This is a genomic window from Janthinobacterium sp. SUN100, from assembly GCF_030397705.1.
In the GTDB taxonomy this organism is placed as follows: domain Bacteria; phylum Pseudomonadota; class Gammaproteobacteria; order Burkholderiales; family Burkholderiaceae_D; genus Janthinobacterium; species Janthinobacterium kumbetense.
This window is the reverse complement of record NZ_JAPUBU010000004.1, coordinates 447,813-473,074: the sequence shown is the minus strand read 5'-3', so window position 1 is coordinate 473,074 and position 25,262 is coordinate 447,813. Positions and strand designations below refer to the sequence as shown.

Below are 25,262 nucleotides of genomic sequence, written 5' to 3'. Positions count from 1 at the left end.
CCCTGATTTTTATAATGACTGCTTTTTATGGACTGCCTTGCGCTGCTGTGCTGCTGTTTTCCTGGGAGCCTGCACCCCATGCTCGCCGCCATACAGGTAGGCGGCGATCACTTCGCTCAGGCGTGCGGCCTTGTCGACGTTATCCTTGTTCGACACCATCAGCGCCACGGCCAGCGCCTCGATCATGGCCAGCGCCGTGCTGGCGCTGCTGGGCAGGACGGGATGCGTGCTTTGCGCAAATAGCGCATGATCGGCCAGCTCGGCCAGCGGCGAGGCAGGCGAATCGGTGAGCGCCACGATGCAGGCGCCCCGGTCGCGCGCGAAGCTGGCCAGGCCGATGCAATCGAGCGTATAGCGGGGAAACGAAATCACCACCAGCACGTCCTGCGCCGTCAGGTTGACCAGGTGCCCGGCCGCCACTTCCGAGCCGCCGATGCCCACCACTTCCACCACATGCGGGCAAAACGGCTGCAGATGCTGCACCAGCATGCCGGCCAGGTTGGCCGACAGGCCAAAACCCATCACATACACCACCTTGGCGCGCGTCAGACGCCGCACCACAGCGTGCATGTCGGGCAGCGACAGGGCGGCAGACGTGGCGGCGATGTTCGCGGCCGCATATTCCAGGCTTTCCGTGACGGGCGAGGTGGCGCGCGCGCGCCGCTCTATCGTATGGCGCAGCTTGTCGACGGGCTGCAGCAGCGATTGCAGGGTTTCGGCCATGGCGCCGCGCATGGCCGAATAATTCTTCTGGCCGATGTCGCGCGCGAAGCGGCTGATGGTGGCCGTCGACACCTGGCAGTTGTCAGCCAGTTCCTCGATGCCCAGCGCAATGACGCGCATCTGGTTGCGCAGCAGGTAGTCGGCGATCTGCCGCTGCGAAGCCGAACCGCTGGCCAGCACGTGCATCAGCGCCTGTCCCAGCGGAGACTGCGCGAAGGCGGCATCGGGCGATGACAGCGCGGCGGCAGGTGGCATGCGGGCGCTGCTTCTGGCAGGACTGGCGGATGCTTTCATATCACTGGCGGCCTGTGTTCTTGGATACTGCGGATGAATGGCGGAAAGGCGAAATCGGGTCGCTGAAACTTACTGTACTCATATCAAAAAGAAAACTCAACAAATATTTGTAAAAGGATTTTCATTGATTTACTTCGTGAAAATAATGCTACATAATCGACCGAAATCCATCAACCGCGCCCCGTTTTGGGGCGAATTCACCATGCAAGTACAACAGCATCCCATCTCCACCGCGCACGCCAGCGTAGCGTGCCAATTGAGCAGCTTCCACTTCGGCAGTGCGGCCGCCGCTAGCCGCAGCGGCAAGAAGGTGTACATCCAGGCGGCGCTGCATGCGGATGAAGTGCCGGGCATGCTGGTGTCGCAATTTTTGCGTCGCGAACTGCTGGCGCTGGAAGCGGCGGGTAATATCCACGGCGAAATCATCCTGGTGCCGGCCGCCAACCCGATCGGCCTGGCGCAAGCCATCCATGGCGCGCCGTTCGGGCGCTTCGACCTGACCACCGGCATCAACTTCAACCGCGCCTACCGCCACGTGGCCGATGAACTGAAAACCACGCTCGATGGTCTGCTGGGACAGGATGCGCAAGCCAACGTGGCGCTGATACGCGAGCATGCGCGCGCCGCCGTCGCCGCCTGGCGGCCGGGCACGGATGCGGAAACGCTGAAGAAAACCCTGTTGGGCATGGCCATCGACGCCGACATCGTGCTCGACCTGCATTGCGACAACGAGGCGGCCCTGCACATTTATACGGGCACGCCACTGGCCGCGCAGATCGCGCCCCTGTCCGCGCTGCTGGGCGCGCGCGCCGTGCTGCTGGAACTGGCGGCCGGTGAAGAACCGTTCGACGAAGCCTGCAGCCGATTATGGTGGGATCTCGACGCGCATTTCCAGGGCCGCTATCCGATTCCTGCCGCCTGCCTGTCGACCACCGTCGAGTTGCGCGGCGAAGTGGAAGTGAGCTACGCCCTGGCCGAACGCGACGCCACCGCCCTGCTGCGTTTTCTCGCCATCGAGGGCGTACTGGACATCCCCGGTGCCGGCGACGACCTGCCCGCGCCGCAATGCAAGCCGACGCCGCTGGCCGGTGTGGAGCCGATCCTCGCGCCACATCACGGCGTGCTGGTCTACCTGCGCGAAATGGGTGAGGTGCTGGCCGCTGGCGATGCAGTGGCCGACCTGATCGACCCGGTCAGCGGCGAAACGACGACCTTGCGCTGCACCGTCGCCGGCGTCTTTTTTGCGCGCAGCGCCCACCGCCACGTCCTGCGCGGCATGAACGTCGGCAAGGTCGCCGGCGCTGTCGCTTTCCGCGGCGGCAGCCTGCTGAGCCAATGACGCCATGAGAAAATTCAAGCTCCCCAACACCTTCGTCCTGCTGTGCGGCATCCTGGCCATGATCGCGCTGGCGACGTGGCTGGTGCCAGGCGGGAAATTCGATACGCAGCTGGTCAACGGCAAGCAGCTGATCATCCCCGGCACGTTCCACTATGTCGACAACAAGCCGCAGGGACTCGCCGCCCTGATGATGGCGCCCATCAAGGGCTTCGTCGACGCCAGCCTGATCATCGGCTTCGTGCTGATCGTCGGCGGCGCCTTCGCCGTGCTGCAAAAAACGGAAGCCTTCGATTCCCTGATCAAGGCCATCGCCAAGGCGCACACCAGTTCGCGCTTCGTGCGCGCCGCCATCATCCCCGTCTTCTTCACCATGTTTTCCTTGGGCGGCGCCACCTTCGGCATGAACGAGGAAGCCATCCCCTTCATCCTGATCTTCGTGCCGCTGGCGCTGGCCTTGGGCTATGACACCATCACGGGCGTATCGATTCCTTTCATCGGCTCGCAGGTGGGGTTTTCCGCCGCCTTCCTGAACCCGTTCAATGTCGGCATCGCGCAAGGCATCGCCGGCGTGCCGATCTTTTCCGGTATCGGCTATCGCCTGATCGTCTGGGCCATCGCCACGGCGGTCAGCATCGTGTTCCTGATGTGGTACGCGGCGCGCATCAAGCGCCATCCGGAAAAAAGCCCGACCTACCTGCTCGACATCGAAAAGCGCAGCGAGCACACATTGGACCTGAACAGCTTTGCCGGCATGACGCGCACGCACCGCGCCGTGCTGTGGATTTTCATGGCGACTTTGCTGACGATGGTCGTCGGCGTCGTCAAATACGACTGGTTCATCGATGAAATCGCCGCCCTGTTTCTGGTGATGGCCATCGTCGTCGGCCTGGTGGGCCGGCTCGACATGGACAGCCTGGTGGCGTCTTTCGTGCAGGGCGCACGCGACATGGTCAGCGTGGCGCTGGTCATCGCGCTCGCGCGCGGCACCATGATCCTGGCGCGCGACGCGCAGATCATCGACACCATGTTGCATGCGCTCACGCCCTTGGTAGCCTCGTCGAGTCCCGTCTTCGCCGCGCAAAAGATGTTCTTCATGCAGTCGGTGATCAACTTCTTCATCCATTCCGGCAGCGGCCAGGCCGCGCTGACCATGCCCATCATGGCGCCGCTGGCCGACCTGGTGGGCGTGACGCGCCAGACGGCCATTCTGGCCTTCCAGTTCGGCGAGTTCACCACGCCGATGATCCCCACGTCCGGCATCACCGTCGGCGTGCTGGCGCTGGCACGCGTGCCCTGGATTACGTGGGCCAAGTGGATGATCCCGCTGCAGCTGATTTACCTGGTGCTGGCGCTGCTGCTCCTGATTCCCCCCTGTCTGATGCACTGGCAGTAAGCACGGCGAGGCAGCGTCGCCGTGGCTTTATTTGCGATACGCCTGTCCATACGCGCCGTCGGCGCCGCCCTTCGCCCAGTCGGCCATCAGGTCGTAAAACCCGGGCGTGATGATGGTCGGCTTGCGCGTTCCATCGGGCGCCTGAACGTAGCTGCGCATGCCGTGATCGGCCTGCGGGAAGAGGTAGACAGAAATGGCCTGGCCCTGGCCGCGCAACGCAGTCAGGCGTTCGACGGTGACGGCCGGCGGCGCCTGGCGGTCGTCCTCTGCCAGGGCCCATAACTGCGGCACCGCGACCTGGCGCAATGCCTGCACGGGATCTTGCGACCAGTCGACACCGAGCTTGTCAAACTGCGGTATGCCGTGCTTGCGGAGTTCCTCGGCCTGCATGCCCAGCAACACGCCCGTGTAGCCGCCCTTGATGAGGGCAAACCACGGCTCCTTGCCAAACTGCCGCTGGAATGCCGACAGGTCGTCCAGTCCATCCTGGTAGCCGGATTTGACGATTCTTGCCGTGATATCCGTCCCCATCCTGGCCTTGGCGACGACGTCGCCGCCATAGCCCTTGTCCTGTAGTTCCCTGGCAACCTGCGCCGCATCCTGCTCCGCGATATCGACCGCCAGTCCATAGCCGATGCCGAGAAATTGCGCCTTGGCACGCGCCTGCGCCAGTGGGGCGATCCAGCCGCCCTGGCTCAGGCCCATCAGGCCGAAACGCCCATAACGTCCTTGCGCCAGCCGTTTTGCTTCGCGCGACGCGGCCACCAGATCATCGGCCAGGCGTGGAAAATTCTGCGTATATTCACCTTCGGACAGCCCGGTACCGCGCTTGTCATACACGAAAACGGACACGCCCCGCCCCACCATCTGATAAGGGTCGCGCGCGCGGTCGATCCAGCCGCTGCTTTCGGAACCATGGGCATACACGACCAGTGGCGTATCCTTGCCGGCGCCCGGCGCCTCCATCAGGCGGCCCGCGAGCATGACGCCATGCGATGCAAAGCGCGTATCCGATTCAGCCAGTGCCACTTTCGGCCAGCGCTCCTTGCCGCGGACAAGCACGGCGTCCTTTCCACACGCGATCAGTGCGCCGGCGTCCTGCGTGTTGCCAACGGTCCCGTCGCTGAAGGTATAGCCGTAGCCTTTGCCCCCCTTGGTGAGGGCGACGAAGCCCGTCTGGTCCTGGCGAAAAATGCCCGTCTCGCAAGGCGCCGGGCTGAATGCCTCCGGCATGGGCGCAGCAGTAGCCGAGAACGATACGGCAAGCAAAGGCCAGAGAAAGAAAGAGTTCATGGAGTCAGGGGCCGGTAGGGGGATCAATAAAATGGAAATGGCAGGGCAGGACCGGAGCCGCGCGCAAACCGCACCAGACGTTCAACGCCGGTACATATCGGGAAAATACCGCTCCATCAGCGTCTCCGGCCGGAGCGGCGCCGTAAAGCCGTGGCGCGCATACAAGCCATGCGCCGTGCTGGTGGCCAGCATGAAACGGCGCAAGCCCTGCAAGTCGGGATGTGCCATCACGGCCTCCATCAGGCGCTTGCTGTAGCCGCGGCCGCGGCACTCTTCCAGTACATACACGTCGACCAGATAGGCAAACGTGGCGTAGTCGCTGACCACGCGGGCAAATGCCACCTGGCGGCCGTCCAGCGTGCCGCCGAAGCAGAGCGAATGGTCGATCGCGCGCTGTACGGTGGCCAGTGCGATGCCGCTGGCCCATGCCGATTGCGTGCTGAGAAAATGGTGAATGGCTGGAACGTCGAGTTCCGCCTTGTCGCTGCTGATCTTCAAATGTGACATCACGCTGTCCGCCTGTCGTGGAAAAAACCGATCATCGGCGATTTGCGCGCTGCTGTCACCTGGGCAGGAAAGAACCGGGGGCGCCGCCCGTCCTGATTGCCGGTGATGGGTGCTGCCTGCATTGCATGGGCCCGCTTACAGTGCTGCTTTTTCTTCAGCGCTCAGGCGCTTGGCGCTGACGTACACGGTGTGCATGGTGACTTGCTCGGCGCTGGCGACCATGGATGCTGGCGCGGCGCGGAACTTCGGCACGGCGGCGGTGGCCAGGCTGGTGGCGGCGGCGATGGCGATGATGGCAACGAAGATGGCTTCCATGTTTTTAGCGATGTTCATGATGATGTCCTTTGGGTGGCTGGTTGTGTGCTGCGATGATTGAACTGTAGGCCGATCCCCACTGAACCGCCATCGGATTGCGACCAAACGCACGATTCGCGGGACAGAATACAAAAAGCCCGGATGGAACGCACAACGTGCCCGCGCCGTGGCATTTGAGGCTTGCCAGCCCCATTCCTGGCCATTTCAGCGCCCTGCAAGCCCCTAAAAGCCCTACCGCCGGCCAACCTTGTTTATAATCGCCCTACACTAAAGGACTTCTTTCATGACTGATCAATTCTCCAAAAAGGGCGAAGCCTGGTCGGCCCGGTTTTCCGAACCGGTCTCGGACCTCGTCAAGCGCTACACAGCTTCTGTATTTTTTGACAAGCGCCTGGCGCTGTTCGACATCGAAGGTTCGCTGGCCCATGCGGAAATGCTGCATGCGCAAGCCATCATCAGCCCGGCCGACTACGCGGAAATCCAGCGCGGCATGGCGCAAATCTCGCAGGAAATCGCCGCCGGCCAGTTCGAATGGCTGCTGGACCTGGAAGATGTCCACCTGAATATTGAAAAGCGCCTGACCGAACTGGTAGGCGATGCGGGCAAGCGCTTGCACACGGGCCGTTCGCGCAACGACCAGGTGGCGACCGACATTCGCCTGTACGTACGCTCCGCCATCGACGACATCACCGCCCTGCTGGCGACGTTCCGCAGCGCGCTGACGGATCTGGCCGAACAGCATGCCGACACCATCATGCCGGGCTTTACCCACATGCAGGTGGCCCAGCCGATCACCTTCGGCCACCACATGCTGGCGTATGTCGAGATGTTCGGCCGCGACGCCGAGCGCATGGCCGACTGCCGCAAGCGCGTCAACCGCCTGCCGCTGGGCGCCGCCGCCCTGGCCGGCACCACCTTCCCCATCGACCGCCTGCGCGTGGCCAAGACGCTGGGCTTTGACGACGTCTGCCACAACTCGCTCGACGCCGTGTCGGACCGCGATTTCGCCATCGAATTTTGCGCCGCCTCCGCCGTGCTGATGATGCACGTGTCGCGCATGGCCGAAGAACTGGTGATCTGGATGAGCCCACGCATCGGCTTCATCGACATCGCCGACCGCTTCTGCACCGGCTCGTCGATCATGCCGCAAAAGAAAAACCCGGACGTGCCGGAACTGGCGCGTGGCAAGACAGGTCGCGTGTATGGTCACCTGACTGGCCTGCTGACCCTGATGAAAGGCCAGCCGCTGGCCTACAACAAGGACAACCAGGAAGACAAGGAACCGCTGTTCGACACCGTCGACACCGTCATCGACACCCTGCGCATCTTCGCCGACATGGCCGGCGGCATCACGGTGAAACCGGAAGCGATGCGCGCGGCAGCCCTGCAGGGTTATGCCACGGCGACCGACCTGGCCGACTACCTGGTCAAGAAAGGCTTGCCGTTCCGCGACGCCCATGAAGCGGTGGCCCTGGCCGTGCGCGCCTGCGTCGACGCCGGCTGCGATCTGGCCGACCTGTCTTTGGAGCAGTTGCGCGCGTTTTCCCCGCTGACGGATGAAGACGTGTTTGCCGTGCTGACCCTGGAAGGCTCTGTCGCCGCGCGCGACCACGTGGGCGGCACCGCTCCCCGCCAGGTACGCGCCGCGATCGCCCGCGTGCGTACGCAGCTGGAAAAATAAACGGGCTGCGTCCCGCCAGCGCCCCGCTGCATCGCTGCAGCGGGGCGTTTTTCATTGGGCGACGATTTTCGACAGCACGGCAAAGGCGGCCCCCGTCTGCGATGCCTCCAGCAGCAAGGTCAGCTCCGTGTAGGTGCAGATGATGTTGATCAGGTTGATGCGCTCCCACGCCAGGCGCTTGAGGATGGCGTGATACACGCCCGGCGTATAGCAGGTTTCGGGCGCCAGGTGCAAGGTCACGGCCGTCACGCGTTCGAGGCGCGCCAGCTCCTGCTCTTCGCCGAAAACCTCTTCCACCAGCGCATGCAGACTGCGGCTGCAGATCACCATCACCTCGTTGACGCCGCGCGTGACGGTAATGAACGTGCCCCGCTGGGGCGCGGCCAGCGCCAGCAACTGGCGCTGGCAGGCATACGTCTGGTCGGAGTAACGGTAGGTAAAAATCATCAGCTCGCTGCGCGTGGACAGTTCTCCCGCGCGGTGCGCCAGCACGATCTCGCCGCTTTTCTGCTGCGGCATCCGTTCGGCCAGGCGGCGCAGCGCCATCACCACGGCGGCCTGGCCCACCGGTTTCCATAAGTCGCTCTGCAATTGCGGCTGTAGCTGGCGCGCCAGTTCCGACAGGTTGAGCAAGCCCCGGCCCAGTCCCTCGCTGAGAAAGGCCGATTCCATCACGATCTGTTCCACTTTGGTCGCTATCGAAAGCATAGTTCGTCGGGCCGGTGATTCCGGTGCACGCACCAGGAGCCGGCAACCCTTCCTGAAAAAAGGATGCACTGCGCCAGCGGCCGCACCGGGCGGCGCGGTCGGACTCGCTGAAAAGCCCCCCTCGCGGGGGAAGGGCCGGTTAGCGGCGGCTAGGAAGGCGGATGCAGCATGAATGCCGCTCCAGAGGGGAAATGGCTGAAACCAACAGCAGAAAACAGAACTGACGTCATGTGAAACTCCCGATTTTTTTCCCGATGCGCTGTATCTGGACGCGGTCATTGCCGCGTGCGCTTTTTTTGTCTTCGCGTGATCCGCTGGGGCCACGCGAAGAGCTAGTGTAGATCGCAACATTTAAAAAATGCAACAGTGTTTTTCCAACAGAGCGCTCCATTAGGGGAAGTAGTCCAAAACAAAAGTTGCAGCTTGTGGTAGATCAAACTTTCCAACGATACAGCGCTGATAAATGTTCAATTCTTAACAAAAATTCGCGTAGTGACCCATTTCTTGAATTTTTTGACATGGCGATCTCGACAAGTTTAGTGTCCCCCTACCCGGCGTCATGCCACCACAAAACGGCAGGCTATCCGCCCGCCGCCAGGCACGCCGGGGTGGCCATCAGGCATCGCGGCCAGCTCATTCACCATTTCCTTAACCGATACTATGGAGCAGAAATGAATTTACGTTTGACGATAGTTGCCGCATCCATCGCCGCCCTGCCGCTGATGGCCACCACGGCAGATGCCGCCTCGCCGCTGCCACAGACCCTGATGGCCGCCCCGGTCAGCCTGGCCTCTCCACAAGAGAACGCCAGCCTGGTCAACAAGCTGGCCGCGCAGGCACGCAGCCGCGGCCTGAATACCGAGCATGGCTTTGCCGTCGGCGCCCAGCATCCGGGCGTCAGCGGCACGCGTGTGAGCCGCGTACAGCACACCTACAAGGGCTTGCCCGTCTTCGGTTCCGAGACGGTCGTGGTCAGCAACAACGCCGGCGACATCGTCAGCGAATCCGTGTCGGACCGCGCTTCCGGCCTCGGTAGCGGCGGCGTCAATTCCGTCACCCGCAGCGCCACCACCGATATCGACACCACGCCGGCCGTCAGCGCCGCCGCCGCCATCGCCGCCGCCGTGAAAAGCATCGGCGTGCCGGCCGTCGACCACGTGCCGCCGCATGCGCAACTGCTGATCTACCCCGTGATGAAAACGGTGCGCGTGGCCGGCGCCGAGAACAAGTCGGAAGCCGCGCTGAACGCCCTCGACGTGCAGGACGTGGTCGACCACTACGAGCTGGCCTACCTGGTGCAGACGCGCATGATCAGCGGTAACAAGCCCGTCTACTACGACACCGTCGTCAGCGCCAAGGATGGCCGCATCCTGCGCCAGTGGAAAGCCCTGAAAACCGTGGCCGGCATCGGCAACAGCCAGTACAACGGCCAGGTACCGCTCAACACCACGCTCACGGGCAGCACCTACACCATGAAAGACCCCAGCCGCGGCACGGGCGGCAGCTTCGGCGGCATGGCCATCACGAATGCCAACCACGGCACCACCTCGGGCAGCGTGTACAGCAGCACCAGCAATACCTGGGGCGACGGCCAGCAATACATCAACGGCGGCAGCACCACCAACGCCAACGGCCAGACGGCGGCCGTGAACGCGATGTGGGGCCTGATGAACACCTACGACACGCACAAGAATGTGCTGGGCTGGTCCAGCCTGGACGGCAACAACACGGCCACCCACATCGCCGCCCACGTCAACACGGCCTACGACAACGCCTATTACGACAGCAGTTGCAAGTGCATGTACATCGGCGACGGCGGCAGCTCGTTCAACAACCTCGGTTCCATCGACGTGATCGGCCACGAAATGGGCCATGGCATCACGGACGCCACCTCGGGCCTGATCTACTCGCAAGAGTCGGGCGGCTTGAACGAATCGAGCTCCGACATCGCCGGCGAAATGGTGGAAGCCTATGCGCGCGCCGGCGGCACGGGCACCAGCATCCCCAACACGGGCAACGATTGGATGACGGGCAAGGAGATCGCCAAGAATGGCCAGCCGCTGCGTTGGCTGTACAAGCCAAGCAAGGATGGCAGCAGCCCGAATGCGTGGAGCAGCACCATCAAGAACCTCGACGTCCACTACAGCAGCGGCCCGAACAACCGCATGTTCTACTTCCTGTCGCAAGGTTCGAACTCCACGTCCAGCAGCGACTACTACAGCTCGTACCTGAACAAGAGCCCGCTGGCCATGACCGGCATCGGCAGCGACAAGGCTTACCGCATCTGGTTCAAGGCCGCCACCACCAAGTTCACCTCGTCGACCAACTATGCCGATGCGCGCAACAAGGTGCTGCAGGCAGCCGAGGAACTGTATGGCGTGGGTAGCGCCGAGGCTATCGCCGTCAAGCGCGCGTATGCGGCCATCAACGTGGGCGCCGACGTCGATGAATCGACCACGGGCGGCGCGGTGACCATCACCAGCCAGCCGGCCAGCATCACCGTCGCACCGGGCGCCACCGCCTCGTTCGCCGTGGGCGCGGGCGGTGGCACGGCACCGTACACCTACAAGTGGTACCGCAACGGCGCCGTGATCAGCGGCGCCACGTCGCCTGCCTACAGCTTCACGACCGTGGCGGCCGACAGCGGCGCCGTGTTCAAGGCCACGGTGACGGATTCGTCCTCGCCCGCCGTGACGGCCACGTCGAACAACGCCACGCTGACGGTGGGCACGAGCAGCGCCACCGAACGCGTGACGAACGGCGGCTTCGAGTCCGGCGCCACGGGCTGGAGCGGCACCACGGGCGCCATCGGCACCTTCACGGGCCAAACCGCATACGAAGGCACGCAGTATGCCTGGCTGGGCGGCAATGGCGCCACGGCCAGCGAATCGCTGACGCAAAGCGTGGCCATTCCGGCCGCCGCCACGTCCGCCAGCCTGACCTTCGCGCTGCACATCGACACGGCTGAAACGGGCAATACCGTGTACGACAAGCTGGTCGTCACCGTGAAGAACAGCGCCGGCACGGTGCTGGGCACCCTGGCCACGTATTCGAACGTGAACAAGGCAGCCGGCTACCAGATCCGTACGTTTGACCTGATCGCCTACAAGGGCCAGACCGTGCAGATCTCGTTCGCCGCGACCGAGGACGCATCGCTGCAAACCTCGTTCGTGATCGACAAGGTCAGCCTGGTCACCCAGTAAGCGGCCGAACCTGCGGGCAAGCCATCGATACAAGGCTTGCCCGCACAGCACGATTGATTTTCTGGCAATTACAGTCTACCCTGAGGCAGTGATTGCATCTTGCCTGCTGCCGGTACCCGCGACGAATTGAACTTTTTTGGATTGTTCCTGACCGATGCCTACTTCGACCTTGTCCGCACGCGCTTTCCCCCATTCCAGCCTGTCCATTTTTACGCCTGCCACCATGCTCGCCTGACGCGGCCATGCAGTTCCACCTCCAGGTGCAGGGCCCGGCGGGCAGCCAGGCGCTGGCCATCGACGCCGCCAGCGAGGCCGAGGCGATCCGCGCGGCCGTGCGCGGCGGCTGGCGCGTGCTGGCCGTCGACGATGGCACGGCGCAAGAGGCTGGCGTCGCGCCGCGCCCTGGCAAGCAGGGCTTGCCCCTGCTGCAATTCAGCCAGGAGCTGCTGGCCCTGCTCGAAGCGGGCCTGAACCTGGGCGAGGCCATGGCCACCCTGCACAACAAGGAAACGCGCGCGGGCGCCAAGGCCACCCTGGCCGCCATCGTACTCACCCTGCAGCAAGGGCAAAGCTTTTCCGACACCCTGGCCGGTTTCCCCGACATCTTCCCCGACATTTACATCGCCACCGTGCATGCAGCCGAACGCTCGGGCAACCTGTCCGAGGCGCTGGCGCGCTTCGTCGGCTACCAGCTGCAGTTCGACGCCATCCGTAAAAAACTCATTTCCGCCGCCATCTACCCGTGCATGCTGCTCGTCGTCGGCGGTCTGGTGACCCTGTTCCTGCTCGGCTACGTGGTGCCGAAGTTCAGCGTCGTCTACGAAAGCTCGGGCCGCGAAATCCCGTGGATGTCGCAAATGCTGCTGGGTTTTGGCCAGACCCTGGCCGCGCATCCGCTGCTGTGTGCCTGCGCGCTCGCCGCCGCCGTTGGCGCCGTGGTCTTCGGCATCGCCAATGCCGGTACGCGCCAAGCCCTCGTCTTGCGCCTCTTACGCCTGCCCGTGCTGGCCGGGAAGGCGGCGGAGTTCCGCCTGGCCCGCTTCTATCGCGCTCTGAGCCTGCTGCTGCACGCCGGCATCCCGCTGCACAAGGCGCTGGCCATGGTGGCCCCCATGCTGCTGCCGGCGCAGCAGGAGCAGTTGGCGCAGGCGCGCCGCGCGGTGCAGGAGGGCATGCCGTTTTCCACCGCGCTGGAACACGCCGCCATGGCCACGCCCGTGGCGCAATCGCTGCTGAAAGTGGGAGAAAACACGGGCCGCCTGGGCGACATGCTGGAACGCTCGGCCAAGTTCCACGACGAGGAATTCGCCCGCTGGGTGGACTGGGCCTCGCGCCTGCTCGAGCCGCTCTTGATGACCGTCATCGGCATCGTCATCGGCGGCGTGGTGGTGCTGATGTACATGCCGATCTTTGAACTGGCCGGGAGCTTATCGTGAACGTTATCGTGAAGGTCATGCCATGAACGCACGCGACGAAGAACGGGCCGTGCTCGATGCGGCCATGCTGCGCCGCGCCCACGCCAGCGCACTGGAACAGGGCCGCCCGCAGATGGCCGTGCTGCAGGAAACGACAGCCCTGCCGCCCGAAGTCTTTTTGCGCCAGCTGGCCGCCCTCTTCCGCTATCCGGCCTGGACGATGGCAGAGCTGCAAGCCGCCCTGCCCGCCTTTGCCCTGCTGCCCTACACGGATTGCGCCCAGCGCGACTGCGTGCTGCTGCAGCCAGACGCCCCCGGCGCGCCGCCCGTACTCGTCATCGGTAACCCGTTTGCCGAAGACTTGCTGCAGTGGGCCGACTTCGCCCTGTCCACGCCCTTCACGGTGGCGCTGGCCCATCCGGACGACCTGGCCGCCTACCTGCAGCAGCAGGAAAGCGTGCAGCAGGCGATGCAGGAAATGCAACATGGAGACGACGTGCCTGGCCTCGACCAGAGCATCGAGGATATCTCCCTGATCCGCATCAGCGAAGACAGCAGCCCGGTGGTGAAACTGGTGAACTCCACCATCTACGACGCCCTGAAGTTCCAGGCCAGCGACATCCACCTCGAATGCGACGTGGCCAGCCTGGTCATCAAATACCGCGTCGACGGCGTGCTGGTGCAGGCGGGCCAGGTGCAGGGACTGGCGATGGCGGAACAGATCATCTCGCGCATCAAGGTCATGGCCGACCTCGACATCGCCGAGCGCCGCATCCCGCAGGACGGCCGCTTCAAGGTGCGCGTAAAAGGGGCGGAGATCGATTTCCGCGTCTCCATCATGCCCAATATCTTTGGCGAGGACGCCGTGCTGCGCCTGCTGGACCGGCGCGCACTGACGGAAGCGGCGCAGGCGCTGCGCCTGGAAAGCCTGGGCCTGAACGAAGATGCCATCGAACAGATACGGCGCCTGGCCGCCAAGCCGCACGGCATGCTGCTGGTGACGGGCCCCACGGGCTCCGGCAAGACCACCACCTTGTACGCGGCCATCACGGAAATCAATACGGGACGCGACAAGATCGTCACCATCGAAGACCCCGTCGAATACCGCCTGCCGCGCGTGCTGCAGATTCCCGTCAACGAAAAGAAGGGGCTGACGTTCGCGCGCGGCCTGCGCTCCATCCTGCGCCACGATCCCGACAAGATCATGATCGGCGAAATCCGCGACGACGAGACGGCGCAGATCGCCGTGCAGGCGGCGCTCACGGGTCACCTGGTATTTACCACCGTGCACGCGAATAACGTCTTTGATGTGGTGGGCCGCTTCCTGCACATGGGCGTCGATGCCTACAGCTTTGCGGCGGCCCTGAACGGCATCGTGGCGCAGCGCCTGCTGCGCCTCAATTGCGCCCATTGCGCCGTCGACGCCAGCGCCGAGGTGCTGGCCGATGCGCAGCAGCTGCGCGACAGCGGCCTGGCCCTGCACCAGGTGCAGGACTGGCAATTCATGGCCGGCAAGGGCTGCGGCCATTGCCGCGGTACCGGCTACAAGGGCCGCAAGGCCGTCGCCGAGGTCCTGATGCTCAGCGATACGATGCGCGAAATGATCTGCACGCGCGCGCCCCTGAGCCAGATGAAGGAAGAAGCGGCGCGCAACGGCTTTCGCCTGGCGCGCGAAGCGGGCCTGGACCTGGTGCGGCGCGGCGAAACCACTTTAGCGGAGCTCAATCGTGTCACTTATTGAACGCCTTACCCGCGCCACCCTGTGCCTGCACCTGGCGCCGCACGGATTGGACGGCGTGCTGCGCCGCGCCGGCCGTCCCGTAACGGACAGCGCTTTTCACGTGCCCATCCTGAACCCCGACGCCAACTGGGAAGTGGCGCTGGCAAGCTTGCGCGGCTGGCTCGAACAGCACAATGAAAAAAAACTGCCGCTGGCCGTCAGCCTGGCCAGCCGCTGGTGCGCCATGCTGATGGTGCCGTGGAGCGGCGCCCTGCTCGACGCGGCCAGCGCACAGCGCTTCCTGCACAGCCAGTTCGCCGCCGTCTATGGCGATGGCGCACGGGCCTGGCGCCTGGCTGCCGACGATGCATCGTACGGCAAGCCGCGCCTGGCCTGCGGCGTCGATGCGGCCCTGCTGCAAGGGGTGCAGGATGCCGCCGCCGCGCATGGCCGGCGCTGCCTGTCCATCGAACCCATCGTGGGGCCGGCCTGGCGCAGCATCGCCGGCAATAAGCCTGCCGCCTTCGCCCTCGTGGAAGCGGGACGGCTACTGCTGGCCACCAGCAGCGGCGGGCGCATCACGGCCCTGCATAGCCAATCTTGCGGCGCCGCCTGGGGCGACGAACTGGATCGGGCGTGGCGGCGCTGGAACTTGCGTGCGCCGCAGCTCGACGCCATCGAACACGTAGCGCTGCTCGACTTGAGCGGCGTGCCGCAGGATGCGCTGCCGGCGCGCTTTCAGCCCCTCCCCGTGGCCGGCGCCGCGCACCTGATGCGGGAGGCTGCATGGGCCTGAGCCGCCTGGAATTGCTGGCGCCCGGTGCAGTGCAGACATTCAGCGGCTGGCGCCTGGCCCTGTGCCTGGCGGGCGGCTTAATGCTGCTGCCGGCCGCCGTGTACTGGCTGGTGCAGGCGCAGGAAACGCGGCGCCTGGAAGCGCAACTGGCCCAGCTGCAGCCCGCGCATCCCGTGCGCGCCCCCCTCTCGGCGACCCAGCAGCGCGAACGCGACAGCGAACTGAAACAGGTGGCCGCCGCCGTGCGCCAGCTCAACCTGCCCGTCACGCGCCTGGTCAAAACGGTGCAGGCGCCGCGCGACGTGCGCGTGGCCCTGTTGGGGCTGGACCTGAACGCGCAGCAGGGACAGGATGGCGCCAGCGTCCTGAAAATCGCCGCCGAAGCGGAAACGCCGCAGGACATGCTCAATTACCTGGCCTTCCTGAACCAGCAGCCCATGTTCGGCTCCGTGTATCTGCTCAAGCACGAGATGAATGCGAACGCGCCCGAACACCCGTACCGTTTTCAGCTGGAGGCGCAATGGCGGCAATAAAACCCGTGCTGAAAGCCAGCACGCCCGTGGCCCGTCCACGCCTGCAACTGCGCCTGCCGCCGCGCCTGCGGTGGGAAGCGCAACGACTGTGGCGTACCCTGGGCTGGCCCAGCGCCATCGGCGCGGCCTGCCTGGCGCTGGCCGCTTTCGCCATGCAGCAAGGCGAGGCGCTGGCCGCGCGCCAGCAGCAACTGGCGGCGCAACTGGCCGCCGCGGCCAGACAGTCGGCGCAGCCGCCGGTCGCCATCGCGCTCGATGCCGACGCCGACGCCGACAGCCTGGCCGCCTTTCACGCCTACCTGCCCGCGCACGACAGCATTCCCGAGCAGCTGAAAACCTTGCTGGAGGTGGCGCAGAAGAGCGGGGTCACCCTGGCCAAGGCGGACTACAAGCCGCAGGAGGATGGCAACACGGCCTTCCTGCGCTACCAGATCACCCTGCCCGTGAAAGCCGAATACACGCAGCTGCAAACGTTCATCGTCGACGCCTTGCAGGAGCTGCCCACCCTGACGCTTGACTCCGTGCTCTTCAAGCGCGAGCAGATCGAAGCGGGCGAGATCGACGCCCGCATCCAGTTCATCCTTCTTGTGAAGAAGGCGGAGGTGCACCGATGAAAAAAGCCGTACTGGGAGGCGCCGCCGTGGCCACCTTGCTGGCCGCCCTCTTCGCGCCCGAGGATGAAGGCAGCATCGTGGGACCGGCCACGGCCACCACGCGCCAGGTGGAGCGAGTGACGCCAGCACCCTTGCTTCCCGATGCTGCCGTGCCGGCGTCTGGCCGTCCGCTGGCGATCCATCCGCGGCGCGCGCTCGACGATGACGAAGCGGCCACCCTGTTTTCCAAGCAAAGCTGGCAGCCGGAGACGCCGAAAAAGATCATGCTCGACCAGCAGGCCGCCCAGGCTGCGCTGCCTGCTGCCCGCGCCGATGCGAACGCACCGCCGCCACTGCCCTTTCAATTCCTTGGCCGCTTCGTCGACGAAGGCAAGGCTGCCTACTTCCTACAAGCGGGCGACCGCAACGTGGTGGCGCGTCCCGGCGACACGCTCGAAGAGCGTTACCGCTTCGACGGCATGGTGCAAGGCGCACTGCAATTTACCTATCTGCCGCTCAACCAGAAACAGACACTCGCCGTAGGGGACCTCAATTGAAACGACGCGCCGCACCTATGTCACGCACTGTCATCGCCCTGCTCCCGATGCTGTCCCTGCTGGCTGCCTGCGCCGGCAACCAGGCCTACAACGATGGCCAGGCCATGCTGGGCGCGGGCCGCACGGAACAGGGCCTGGCCCTGCTAGAACAGGCGGCGCAAGCCGAGCCGACCAACGCCAAGTACCGCATCGCCGTCACCAATGGCAGGATGCGCGCGCTGAACAGCCTGAATGGCCGCGCCGAAGCGCTGCGCCAGCAAGGCAAGCTGCCCGAGGCGCAAGCGCTGTACCAGCAGGCACTGGCGCTGGATGCCAGCAACGACGTGGCGCAGCGGGGCCTGGCCGGCGTGGCGCAGGAGGAACGGCACCGCAAGCTGGTGCAGGAAGCGCAGGCAAGTTACCAGCGCGGTGGCGAAGCGAATATCGCGCAGGCGCAGGAAGCCTTGCGCCAGGTGCTGCAGGAACGCCCCGCACAGCGCGAGGCGCTGGCCCTGAAAAGCCGCATCGGCGACGAGCAGGCGAAGGCGCGGCCGGCCGGCGGCAAGCTGGCGGCCGCCTACCGCAAACCCGTAACCCTCGAATTTCGCGACGCGCCGCTGCGCTCCGTGTTCGATCTTCTCAGCAAGGTGTCGGGCCTGAACTTCGTCTTCGACAAGGAAGTCGACCCGGCCCTGCGCGCCACCATTTCCGTGCGTGACACCAGCATCGAAGAGGCGATCGCCATGCTGCTGGGCGCGAACCAGCTCGAACAGAGCGTCACCAGCGACAAGTCGATCACGATCTACCCGAACACGCCGCAAAAGGTGAAGGATTACCAGCAGCTGGTGGTGCGCACCTTCTTTCTCGCCAATGCCGATGTCAAGACAGTGGCGTTTTCCATCAAGACCCTGCTCAAGGCCAAGGACGTGGTCACCGACGAGCGCCTGGGCATCATCATGCTGCGCGATACGCCGGAAATGGTACGCATGGCCGAGCGCATCATCAACGTGCAGGACCTGGCCGACCCGGAAGTGATGCTGGAGGTCGAAGTGCTGGAAGTGAAGCGCACGCGCCTGATGGAGCTGGGCGTGCGCTGGCCGGACCAGGCCAGCCTCACGCTGGCCGGCGTCGGCACGGGATTGGGCGGCCTGAAGGTGGCCGACCTGCACCGCATCAATGGCGACAACATCAACCTGGGCATCGGCGGCGTCACCCTGAACGCCAACAAGACGGACAGCGACAGCAATATCCTGGCCAATCCGCGCATCCGCGTGCGCAACAAGGAAAAGGCCAAGATCCTCATCGGCGACCGCGTGCCCGTCATTACCGTCACGACGAATAACGGCGTCAGTTCCGACAGCGTCAACTACATCGATGTGGGCCTGAAGCTCGACGTCGAACCGAACGTCTACCTGGACGACGAAGTGGCCATCAAGATCAACCTGGAAGTGTCGAATGTCGTCAAGGAAGTCATCAGCAAGACGGGCACGCAGGCTTACCAGATCGGCACGCGCAGCGCCTCGACGGTCCTGCGCCTGAAAGACGGCGAAACGCAGGTGCTGGCAGGCCTGATCAGCGACGAGGACCGGGGCACGGCCAACAAGGTGCCGGGCGTGGGCGAACTGCCCGTGCTGAACCGCCTGTTCGGCAGCCAGAAGGACGACGCCATGCGCAGCGAGATCGTGCTGTCGATCACGCCGCGCCTGCTGCGCAGCATCCGCCGCCCGGACCTGATGACGGCCGAATTCAACTCCGGCACCGAGGCATCCGTGGGCGGCCGTGCCAGCGTGGGCGGCGCGCCCGAGGCTATCGCCGCCCCTGAGCAGGCCGCCCCACGCAGCGGCTCGCCCATGACGGGCGGCGACGAGGCGCCAGCGGCAGGCGACAAGGCCACTGTGAAAGGTGGCCAGTGAAACAGCGGGGCTTTACCTTCATCGAGCTGATGATCACCCTGGCGATCATGGCGACCCTGGCCACGGTGGCCGTGCCGATGGCGCAGGTGGCCTTGCAACGGGCGAAGGAACAGGAGTTGCGCAGCGCCCTGATCGAGATACGCGAAGCGATCGATACCTACAAGCGCGCTTCGGACAATGGCCGCATCAAGCTTTCGCTGGGCGCTTCCGGCTATCCGAAAAAACTCGAGGAACTGGTCGAGGGCGTGCCCGACCAACGCAGTCCCTCGAAGCAGAACATCTATTTTTTACGCCGCCTGCCGCGCGACCCGTTCCAACCCAGGGAAGAAGGCAGCGCGGCCGACAGCTGGAGCAAGCGCGCCTACGCTTCGCCGCCCGACAATCCCAGCGAGGGCGAAGACGTGTTCGACATCGCCTCGCGCTCGACCAAGGTGGGCCTGAACGGCGTGCCGCTCAAGGAATGGTGATCGCCATGCAGACAACTGGCCCGCGGCGCGGCTTTACCCTGGTCGAACTGCTGGTGGTGTTGGCCATCATCTCGCTGCTGCTGACGATCGCCATTCCCCGCTATTTCGGTTCCGTGGAAAAGTCGAAGGAAGTCGCCCTGAAGGAAAACCTGCAGGTGCTCAGGAGCGGCCTCGATAAATACTATGCCGACAAGGGCGAGTATCCGGCCGCGCTGGCCGACCTGGTGACCCACCATTACTTCCGCAGCGTGCCGCTGGACCCCGTCACGGAGTCGTCCGCCACCTGGCAGCTGATCCCTTCGCCCAATGGCGAAATTAGCGGCGTGGCCGACGTGCGCAGCGGCGCCAAGGGCAAGACGCGCGAGGGCATCCCCTTTGAGCAGCTCTAGTTTCCAGCACCGCGCACGGGGCTTCGCGTATATCTGGACCCTGATGCTGGTGGCTTTCATGGGCGTGGGCCTGGTGCTGGCCAGCGAATTGCATGCCACGGCCGCGCGGCGCGACAAGGAGCGCGAGCTGCTGTTCATCGGCCATGAATTTCGCAATGCGCTGGGCCGCTACTACGACAGCACGCCGGGCGACGGACGGCCCCGCTATCCATTGACCTTGCAGGAACTGCTGCGCGACCCGCGCTTCGCCAACGCCCGGCGGCATTTGCGCCGCCTGTATGCGGACCCCGTCACGGGCAAGACGGAATGGGGCGTGCTGCGACAGGAGGGCCGCATCGTCGGCATCCATTCGCTGTCGCCGCAACTGCCCATCAAGCAGGACAATTTTCTCGACGAAGACGCCAGCCTGCGCCGCAAGCAACGCTACGCGGACTGGCACTTCACCTATCCGCACGACCTGGTACTGGCCCCGCCCGATGCCGCCGGCGGCGCGCCCGGGCTCAAGCCGAAAGGCGCGAACTGATATCATGCCCGCATTCCATATTCAGCATCGAACAAAGGAGCAGGCATGAGCATAGGTGGCACTTCCATCGAACAAGCATTGGCATCGCTGTCGGACATGACGTCCGGCATGGTCGCCATCGGCAAGGACGAACATGCGCAGCGCATCGCCAAGGCGCAGGCCTTCATGCGCAAACAGGGCATCGCCGCGATCTACCTGAACGCGGGCGCCAACCTCACCTATTTCACGGGCACCAAGTGGTATGCCAGCGAACGCATGGTGGGCGCCATCCTGCCGGCCAGCGGAGAGCTCGAGTACATCGCCCCCGCCTTCGAAGAAAGCACCCTGACGGGTTTCATGGCCATCGAGGGCAAGGTCAATTGCTGGGAAGAGCATGAAAGCCCGTACCAGCTGTTCGTCGACGCGCTGGCGCGCATGGACATAGCCCAGGATGCGGCCGCGCCGCCGCGCGTGGGCATCTGCGAAAGCGCCGCCTTCTTCATCTACGACGGCATCAAACCGCTGGCCCCCGGCTACGCGCTGGAAAATGCGCGCGCCGTGACGGCATACTGCCGCAGCCGCAAGTCGCCGGCCGAAATCGCCTTGATGCAGCGCGTGATGGACATGACCCTGGCCGTGCACGTAGCCACGGCCAGCATGCTGTATGAAGGCATCACGACGGTGGAAGTGGAAGAATTCATCCAGCGCGCGCACCGCAAGGTGGGCGCGCCCCGCTCGTATTTCTGCATCGTGCTGTTCGGCGAAGCGACCGCCTATCCGCATGGCGTGAACTATGTGCAGACTTTGAAAGCGGGCGACACGGTGCTGATCGACACGGGCTGCCAGGTGATGAACTACATCTCCGACATCACGCGCACCTATGTTTTTGGCGCCATCAGCGAACGCCAGCGCAGCGTGTGGAACAGCGAAAAGGCCGCGCAGGCAGCCGCATTCGCCGCCGCGCAGCTGGGCGTACCCTGCGGCGACGTGGACCGCGCGGCGCGCGTCTCTTTGGCGTCGGACGGCTTTGGCCCCGGCTACAAGCTGCCCGGCCTGCCGCACCGCACGGGCCACGGCATCGGCCTCGATATCCACGAGTGGCCTTACCTGGTGGGCAATGACACGACGCCGCTGGACGTCGGCATGTGCTTCTCGAACGAGCCGATGATCTGTATCCCCGGCGAATTCGGCATCCGCCACGAAGACCATTTTTACATGACGGAAAACGGCCCGCGCTGGTTCACCGAACCAGCGCACAGCATCGACGATCCGTTCGGGCTGAAGATTTAAGCCGCCTTCGTCAACGCCAGCCGCCGTGCCGCTGGCACGGTGCTGATCGCCGGCGCGCTTCCCTGCGCCAGCTTGAACACAGCCAGCGCCGTACCCAGTTGCACGGCCTGTTCCTGCAGCGATTCGGCGGCCGCCGATGCTTCTTCCACCAGCGCGGAATTTTGCTGCGTCATTTGATCCATGCTGCCGATGGCCACGCCGATATCGCCGATGCCGGCGCTTTGCGCCTGGCTGGCGGCGCTGATCTCGGCCATGATGTCGGCCACTTTTTTCACGGAATCGACGATCTGGCCCATGGTCAGCCCCGCCTCGTCGACCAGCTTCGAACCCTCGTTGACCTTGGCCACCGAATCGCCGATCAATTGCTTGATTTCGCGTGCCGCTGCCGCGCTGCGCTGCGCCAGGTTGCGCACCTCGGACGCCACCACGGCAAAGCCCCGTCCCTGTTCGCCCGCGCGCGCCGCTTCCACGGCCGCATTCAGGGCCAGGATATTCGTCTGGAAGGCGATGCCGTCAATGACGCCGATGATGTCGACAATGCGTCTGGATGAATCGTTGATCTCGCCCATGGTGGTGACCACCTGGCTGACCACTTGCCCACCCTTCACGGCAATCGACGATGCCGACACCACCAGTTCATGCGCCTGGCCCGCGTTGGCGGCGTTGTCGCGCACGGTGGCGGTCAGGCTGTCCATGCTGCGCGCTGTCTGATCCAGGCTGCCCGCCTGCGATTCCGTGCGCGCGGCCAGATCCGCATTGCCCTGGGCGATCTCGGCACTGGCCACCTGGATGGTTTCAGCCGACGCATTGATGTCCGAGACCATGCCGCCGAGCTTGGCGCGCATGTCCTTCAGCGCCGCCAGCAAGCTGCTCTGGTCGCCCGCCTCGGTCACGATGTTCATCGAGAGGTCGCCATCGGCCACGGCGCGCGCGATCTGACGCGCGTATTCGGGTTCACCGCCCAGTTGCTGCCAGATGGCGCGCACGACGAAATGCGACACGGCCACCAGGCAGACGATGACGGCCAGCGCCACCGCGATACTGATATTGAGCGCATTGCGCACATTGGCCGCGCTGAGTTCGATGCCCTGCTTGAACTGTATTTGCGCCTGTTCGTTGGTTTTTTCCAGGTCCGTGTTGAGCACAGTCAGAGCGCCCTGCATGCGCGCCACGGTCGCTTGCGGGTCACCCTCCTCCATTTCCAGCATGATGCGCGCAGCGCTCAGCGCCGGCGCATAGTAGGCATCGAATTCCTTGGCCAGGCGCTGGCCCTGTTCGCGCTGGCCGGGGATCGCCGCAAAGGCCTCCAGCTTGGCGCGCAGCTTGACGGCCTGGCCACCAACTTGGCCGATTCGCTCCTTGTCGCCTTCGCTGACGGCATCGCGCAGGGCGTCGCCGACGGCGGCCACGTCCAGGGTCAGCGACTTGGCCATGTCAAGCACGGGATAGTCGGCGCTTTCGGTGGCGTGGATGGAATTGAGCGTGGCAGTGGACAGATAGGCGCTGACGGCCAGCCCCAGCCCGAAAATCACGGCCGAGACGACAGGCAGCGCCCATATCTTGCGTTTGATGCTCATTGCTGTCTCCTGATTTTGATGAATTATCGGGCCGCCGCATGGCGCGCGGCCCGAACCGGCTTTATGGCGCGGTCAGCACCACTTTGACGGTGCCGTCGACGGCACTCTTTTCGATATAGCCGATGGCTTTCGGATCGGCGGCGACAGCCTTCTTCACGTCCGCGCTATTGGCCACTTCCTTCGGCAAGGTCGCCTTGCCCGTGAAGACCAGCTTGGACCACAGGGCCTTCGCTTGCGATGGCTCCTTGTCCGTCACCTTCTTGTAAAACTCGGCGCGCACGGGGGCGCTTTCCGGTTGGTCGATCGGCGTCATGGCCGTCGATTTACCGAGAAAGAATTGCGCCACCTGTTCGTTCGTCATGGCGCCGGCGGCGCTCTTCGGATTGACCACCACGACCACTTCGGCCATGGAGGGAACGGCGGTCGACAGCGCCAGCAAGGCAGCCACATTCAAGATCAATGGTTTCATGCGGCGCTCCTTAGAAAACGAAATCGATGGCGGCGGCGGCCACCGTGACGGGGCCATGGAAGCCTGGCTTGGCTTGCACGAACAGGCCGGGGCCATTCTTCGGCTTGATGCGGTCGATCTGTACTTTCAGCGCGGCCGAACGGTGGAAGTCCCAGCGCACGCCGATGCTGTCCGTCGATTGCTCCAGCTGATTGCGCATATACGCGAGGGTGTCGACGCCAGTCGACAGGGCGCGCAGCGTCGGTGTGCAGGCGGCCGGATAGCCGGCAGGGCAGGATGCGGGCACGGTGTTGTTCACGCGGCCATCGGCCTTCAGGCCGGCGTGGCTGTAGTACGGCAAAAAGGCGCCGATGCGGTAGCCGCCCATCACGTACCACGAGGTGCTGTCGCTGACATAGCTGTCCGTCTTGCGCTTCGCATATTCGGACTGCACCAGGACATTGTTCCAGTCCAGGCCCAGGCCCACGGACGTGAACGACGCCTTCTTGTCCTTGACTTCCAGCGCATCGGCCAGGGCACCCAGCTGGGCGATCCGGTAGCCGCTGCCGGCCGCGCGCAAGCTGCCCATCAAGGTGTTCAGGCTCGGTGAATCGTTGATCGTCAACTTGGTTTCGGCACGACCGAAGCGCATGGTGAAGGGGCCATGTTCGGCCACCACGTTGAGGGCGACGATGGACTTGCCTTCCACCTGCACGGTCGAATCGGGACCCGTGGCCAGGGTGGCCTTGGTGCGGCCCAGCGCCAGCTGCGTGGTGATGCTGGTATCGCCCGCGCTGAACTGATAGGTACCGTCGACGCCATCGATGCTGTTCAAGGGAACCTGCGAATACATTTCGCCGGGCGGGCGCAGCATGGTGTTGGCATAGCCCACGTTGCGATAATCGGAAATCATGAAGACGGGCAGACCCATGCGACCGACGCGCACGCTGAAGCTGTCCGACACCTTCGCCTTGGCAAAGGCCCAGGCCAGTTCGGCACCGAAATCGTCCTCGCCATCCTTGCGCGCCAGGCCCTGCACGGTGGCCGACAACCAGGGATTGACGGTGACATTGGCTTGCAGTCCCAGGTTGGAATCGACACCCGTGCGGGCCGTGCGGCCGGCACCGGCAGCCTGATTCGGGCGCGCAAACTGCGCGTTGTCGGTATCGGCCATGGTCAGGGCAGCAGTGCCGTAACCGCTGATCTTGACCGCGGGACCGGTGACCTCTTCGGCATAGACATGGCTGATGGCCAGGGGCATGGCCAGCAGGAAAATCAGGACGTGTTTATTCATAGTAATTAAATACCCGTAGCGGTGAACGTTAATCGTGGAATGGGACTCGCGGTCGATGGCTCACCGGCCGTAAAAGGCCGGGTCCGTTTTTTTCGCGCCGCCATCGCGGCGTTGAGCGTGTTTGGCGGCGTGACCAGTGAGTAAAACCATGCTACAGAGAAAAGGTTTTACGTTGGAAAGTTTTCTTGAAGCAATGAGCGAATTCGCCCATTTTCAAGGAAAAAGCACGCGTTCTAGAGGTATTTATCTAAATAGCACGCTGTGCAAAACCACACTTAGGCTATATTTTTCATACACTTATGGATAATTCAAAATGAAAAGAAGCCGGATAAA

General features: G+C 64.2%; 23 protein-coding genes. 15 read left to right on the top strand and 8 right to left on the bottom strand.

Going from position 1 to position 25,262, the window contains the following annotated elements; all coding sequences use genetic code 11:
• Positions 1 to 9 precede the first annotated feature (9 nt).
• Positions 10 to 978 (bottom strand): MurR/RpiR family transcriptional regulator, encoded by a 969-nt coding sequence (locus tag O0881_RS22235; protein ID WP_289913096.1) that lies wholly within the window; start codon positions 976 to 978, stop codon positions 10 to 12.
• Positions 979 to 1,219: 241 nt separating this feature from the next.
• On the opposite strand from O0881_RS22235, the gene O0881_RS22230 reads away from it, so the two are divergent.
• Together O0881_RS22230 and O0881_RS22225 are read left to right on the top strand one after the other, a co-directional pair.
• Positions 1,220 to 2,356, top strand: coding sequence for a succinylglutamate desuccinylase/aspartoacylase family protein (locus O0881_RS22230; RefSeq protein ID WP_289913095.1), 1,137 nt, complete (start codon positions 1,220 to 1,222; stop codon positions 2,354 to 2,356).
• 4 nt (positions 2,357 to 2,360) lie between these two features.
• Positions 2,361 to 3,749, top strand: coding sequence for a YfcC family protein (locus tag O0881_RS22225; RefSeq protein WP_083299835.1), 1,389 nt, complete (start codon positions 2,361 to 2,363; stop codon positions 3,747 to 3,749).
• Positions 3,750 to 3,776: 27 nt separating this feature from the next.
• On the opposite strand, the gene O0881_RS22220 is transcribed toward O0881_RS22225, so the two are convergent.
• The 3 genes from O0881_RS22220 to O0881_RS22210 form a co-directional block, all read right to left on the bottom strand.
• Positions 3,777 to 4,982: an alpha/beta hydrolase gene (locus O0881_RS22220; protein ID WP_289913094.1), complete on the bottom strand. Its 1,206-nt coding sequence runs from the start codon at positions 4,980 to 4,982 to the stop codon at positions 3,777 to 3,779.
• A 141-nt stretch (positions 4,983 to 5,123) separates the two neighbouring features.
• Entirely contained in the window at positions 5,124 to 5,549 is a 426-nt protein-coding gene (locus tag O0881_RS22215; RefSeq protein WP_289913246.1) for a GNAT family N-acetyltransferase, read from the bottom strand.
• A 135-nt stretch (positions 5,550 to 5,684) separates the two neighbouring features.
• On the bottom strand, positions 5,685 to 5,882 hold the full coding sequence (locus O0881_RS22210) for a hypothetical protein (protein WP_289913091.1): 198 nt from the start codon (positions 5,880 to 5,882) through the stop codon (positions 5,685 to 5,687).
• A gap of 265 nt (positions 5,883 to 6,147) precedes the next feature.
• On the opposite strand from O0881_RS22210, the gene argH reads away from it, so the two are divergent.
• On the top strand, positions 6,148 to 7,545 hold the full coding sequence (gene argH / locus O0881_RS22205; protein ID WP_099376466.1) for an argininosuccinate lyase: 1,398 nt from the start codon (positions 6,148 to 6,150) through the stop codon (positions 7,543 to 7,545).
• 51 nt (positions 7,546 to 7,596) lie between these two features.
• Here the strand turns inward: argH and O0881_RS22200 are convergent, their stop codons facing one another.
• On the bottom strand, positions 7,597 to 8,253 hold the full coding sequence (locus O0881_RS22200; protein WP_099666466.1) for a hypothetical protein: 657 nt from the start codon (positions 8,251 to 8,253) through the stop codon (positions 7,597 to 7,599).
• Positions 8,254 to 8,924: 671 nt separating this feature from the next.
• Here O0881_RS22200 and O0881_RS22195 point away from each other — a divergent pair.
• The 12 genes from O0881_RS22195 to O0881_RS22140 all read left to right on the top strand — a co-directional run bounded on the left by O0881_RS22195 (position 8,925) and on the right by O0881_RS22140 (position 21,610).
• A complete protein-coding gene (locus O0881_RS22195; RefSeq protein ID WP_251350220.1) occupies positions 8,925 to 11,456 on the top strand; it encodes a M4 family metallopeptidase in 2,532 nt (843 codons plus the stop codon).
• A 242-nt stretch (positions 11,457 to 11,698) separates the two neighbouring features.
• A complete protein-coding gene (locus O0881_RS22190; protein ID WP_289913090.1) occupies positions 11,699 to 12,892 on the top strand; it encodes a type II secretion system F family protein in 1,194 nt (397 codons plus the stop codon).
• Between the two features lie 22 nt (positions 12,893 to 12,914).
• Positions 12,915 to 14,612: a GspE/PulE family protein gene (locus O0881_RS22185; protein ID WP_289913089.1), complete on the top strand. Its 1,698-nt coding sequence runs from the start codon at positions 12,915 to 12,917 to the stop codon at positions 14,610 to 14,612.
• On the top strand, positions 14,599 to 15,387 hold the full coding sequence (locus O0881_RS22180; protein WP_289913088.1) for a hypothetical protein: 789 nt from the start codon (positions 14,599 to 14,601) through the stop codon (positions 15,385 to 15,387). The genes O0881_RS22185 and O0881_RS22180 overlap by 14 nt, the downstream gene beginning before the upstream one ends.
• Positions 15,378 to 15,920, top strand: a complete 543-nt coding sequence (locus O0881_RS22175; protein WP_289913087.1) for a hypothetical protein — start codon at positions 15,378 to 15,380, stop codon at positions 15,918 to 15,920. Before O0881_RS22180 ends, O0881_RS22175 begins: the two co-directional genes overlap by 10 nt.
• Positions 15,908 to 16,534 (top strand): type 4a pilus biogenesis protein PilO, encoded by a 627-nt coding sequence (pilO, locus tag O0881_RS22170; RefSeq protein ID WP_289913086.1) that lies wholly within the window; start codon positions 15,908 to 15,910, stop codon positions 16,532 to 16,534. Before O0881_RS22175 ends, pilO begins: the two co-directional genes overlap by 13 nt.
• The gene (locus tag O0881_RS22165; RefSeq protein ID WP_289913085.1) at positions 16,531 to 17,070 is read left to right on the top strand and encodes a hypothetical protein; all 540 of its coding nucleotides are present in this window, start codon (positions 16,531 to 16,533) and stop codon (positions 17,068 to 17,070) included. The genes pilO and O0881_RS22165 overlap by 4 nt, the downstream gene beginning before the upstream one ends.
• 17 nt (positions 17,071 to 17,087) lie before the next feature.
• Positions 17,088 to 18,962: a secretin and TonB N-terminal domain-containing protein gene (locus O0881_RS22160; RefSeq protein ID WP_289913084.1), complete on the top strand. Its 1,875-nt coding sequence runs from the start codon at positions 17,088 to 17,090 to the stop codon at positions 18,960 to 18,962.
• The gene (locus O0881_RS22155; protein WP_289913083.1) at positions 18,959 to 19,429 is read left to right on the top strand and encodes a type II secretion system protein; all 471 of its coding nucleotides are present in this window, start codon (positions 18,959 to 18,961) and stop codon (positions 19,427 to 19,429) included. The genes O0881_RS22160 and O0881_RS22155 overlap by 4 nt, the downstream gene beginning before the upstream one ends.
• Before the next feature lie 5 nt (positions 19,430 to 19,434).
• On the top strand, positions 19,435 to 19,818 hold the full coding sequence (locus tag O0881_RS22150; RefSeq protein ID WP_226939492.1) for a type II secretion system protein: 384 nt from the start codon (positions 19,435 to 19,437) through the stop codon (positions 19,816 to 19,818).
• Positions 19,805 to 20,341 carry a type II secretion system protein gene (locus O0881_RS22145; protein ID WP_289913082.1) on the top strand — a complete coding sequence of 179 codons (537 nt, stop codon included), beginning with the start codon at positions 19,805 to 19,807 and terminating at the stop codon, positions 20,339 to 20,341. Before O0881_RS22150 ends, O0881_RS22145 begins: the two co-directional genes overlap by 14 nt.
• A gap of 45 nt (positions 20,342 to 20,386) precedes the next feature.
• On the top strand, positions 20,387 to 21,610 hold the full coding sequence (locus O0881_RS22140; protein ID WP_289913081.1) for a Xaa-Pro peptidase family protein: 1,224 nt from the start codon (positions 20,387 to 20,389) through the stop codon (positions 21,608 to 21,610).
• On the opposite strand, the gene O0881_RS22135 is transcribed toward O0881_RS22140, so the two are convergent.
• The 3 genes from O0881_RS22135 to O0881_RS22125 all read right to left on the bottom strand — a co-directional run bounded on the left by O0881_RS22135 (position 21,607) and on the right by O0881_RS22125 (position 24,929).
• Positions 21,607 to 23,187 carry a methyl-accepting chemotaxis protein gene (locus tag O0881_RS22135; protein ID WP_289913080.1) on the bottom strand — a complete coding sequence of 527 codons (1,581 nt, stop codon included), beginning with the start codon at positions 23,185 to 23,187 and terminating at the stop codon, positions 21,607 to 21,609. The genes O0881_RS22140 and O0881_RS22135 overlap by 4 nt on opposite strands.
• 61 nt (positions 23,188 to 23,248) lie before the next feature.
• Positions 23,249 to 23,656: a hypothetical protein gene (locus tag O0881_RS22130; protein ID WP_289913079.1), complete on the bottom strand. Its 408-nt coding sequence runs from the start codon at positions 23,654 to 23,656 to the stop codon at positions 23,249 to 23,251.
• A 10-nt stretch (positions 23,657 to 23,666) separates the two neighbouring features.
• Positions 23,667 to 24,929 (bottom strand): hypothetical protein, encoded by a 1,263-nt coding sequence (locus tag O0881_RS22125; RefSeq protein ID WP_289913078.1) that lies wholly within the window; start codon positions 24,927 to 24,929, stop codon positions 23,667 to 23,669.
• Positions 24,930 to 25,262: the final 333 nt, after the last annotated feature.

Coding starts and splice junctions, on each gene's coding strand:
- O0881_RS22185 (WP_289913089.1), top strand. CDS start 12,915: ATGAACGCACGCGACGAAGAACGGGCCGTGCTCGATGCGGCCATGCTG.
- O0881_RS22160 (WP_289913084.1), top strand. CDS start 17,088: ATGTCACGCACTGTCATCGCCCTGCTCCCGATGCTGTCCCTGCTGGCT.
- O0881_RS22235 (WP_289913096.1), bottom strand. CDS start 978: ATGCCACCTGCCGCCGCGCTGTCATCGCCCGATGCCGCCTTCGCGCAG.
- O0881_RS22220 (WP_289913094.1), bottom strand. CDS start 4,982: ATGCCGGAGGCATTCAGCCCGGCGCCTTGCGAGACGGGCATTTTTCGC.
- O0881_RS22215 (WP_289913246.1), bottom strand. CDS start 5,549: ATGTCACATTTGAAGATCAGCAGCGACAAGGCGGAACTCGACGTTCCA.
- O0881_RS22140 (WP_289913081.1), top strand. CDS start 20,387: ATGAGCATAGGTGGCACTTCCATCGAACAAGCATTGGCATCGCTGTCG.
- O0881_RS22190 (WP_289913090.1), top strand. CDS start 11,699: ATGCAGTTCCACCTCCAGGTGCAGGGCCCGGCGGGCAGCCAGGCGCTG.
- O0881_RS22130 (WP_289913079.1), bottom strand. CDS start 23,656: ATGAAACCATTGATCTTGAATGTGGCTGCCTTGCTGGCGCTGTCGACC.
- argH (WP_099376466.1), top strand. CDS start 6,148: ATGACTGATCAATTCTCCAAAAAGGGCGAAGCCTGGTCGGCCCGGTTT.
- O0881_RS22175 (WP_289913087.1), top strand. CDS start 15,378: ATGGGCCTGAGCCGCCTGGAATTGCTGGCGCCCGGTGCAGTGCAGACA.
- O0881_RS22210 (WP_289913091.1), bottom strand. CDS start 5,882: ATGAACATCGCTAAAAACATGGAAGCCATCTTCGTTGCCATCATCGCC.
- O0881_RS22225 (WP_083299835.1), top strand. CDS start 2,361: ATGAGAAAATTCAAGCTCCCCAACACCTTCGTCCTGCTGTGCGGCATC.
- O0881_RS22150 (WP_226939492.1), top strand. CDS start 19,435: ATGCAGACAACTGGCCCGCGGCGCGGCTTTACCCTGGTCGAACTGCTG.
- pilO (WP_289913086.1), top strand. CDS start 15,908: ATGGCGGCAATAAAACCCGTGCTGAAAGCCAGCACGCCCGTGGCCCGT.
- O0881_RS22200 (WP_099666466.1), bottom strand. CDS start 8,253: ATGCTTTCGATAGCGACCAAAGTGGAACAGATCGTGATGGAATCGGCC.
- O0881_RS22135 (WP_289913080.1), bottom strand. CDS start 23,187: ATGAGCATCAAACGCAAGATATGGGCGCTGCCTGTCGTCTCGGCCGTG.
- O0881_RS22195 (WP_251350220.1), top strand. CDS start 8,925: ATGAATTTACGTTTGACGATAGTTGCCGCATCCATCGCCGCCCTGCCG.
- O0881_RS22230 (WP_289913095.1), top strand. CDS start 1,220: ATGCAAGTACAACAGCATCCCATCTCCACCGCGCACGCCAGCGTAGCG.
- O0881_RS22125 (WP_289913078.1), bottom strand. CDS start 24,929: ATGAATAAACACGTCCTGATTTTCCTGCTGGCCATGCCCCTGGCCATC.
- O0881_RS22165 (WP_289913085.1), top strand. CDS start 16,531: ATGAAAAAAGCCGTACTGGGAGGCGCCGCCGTGGCCACCTTGCTGGCC.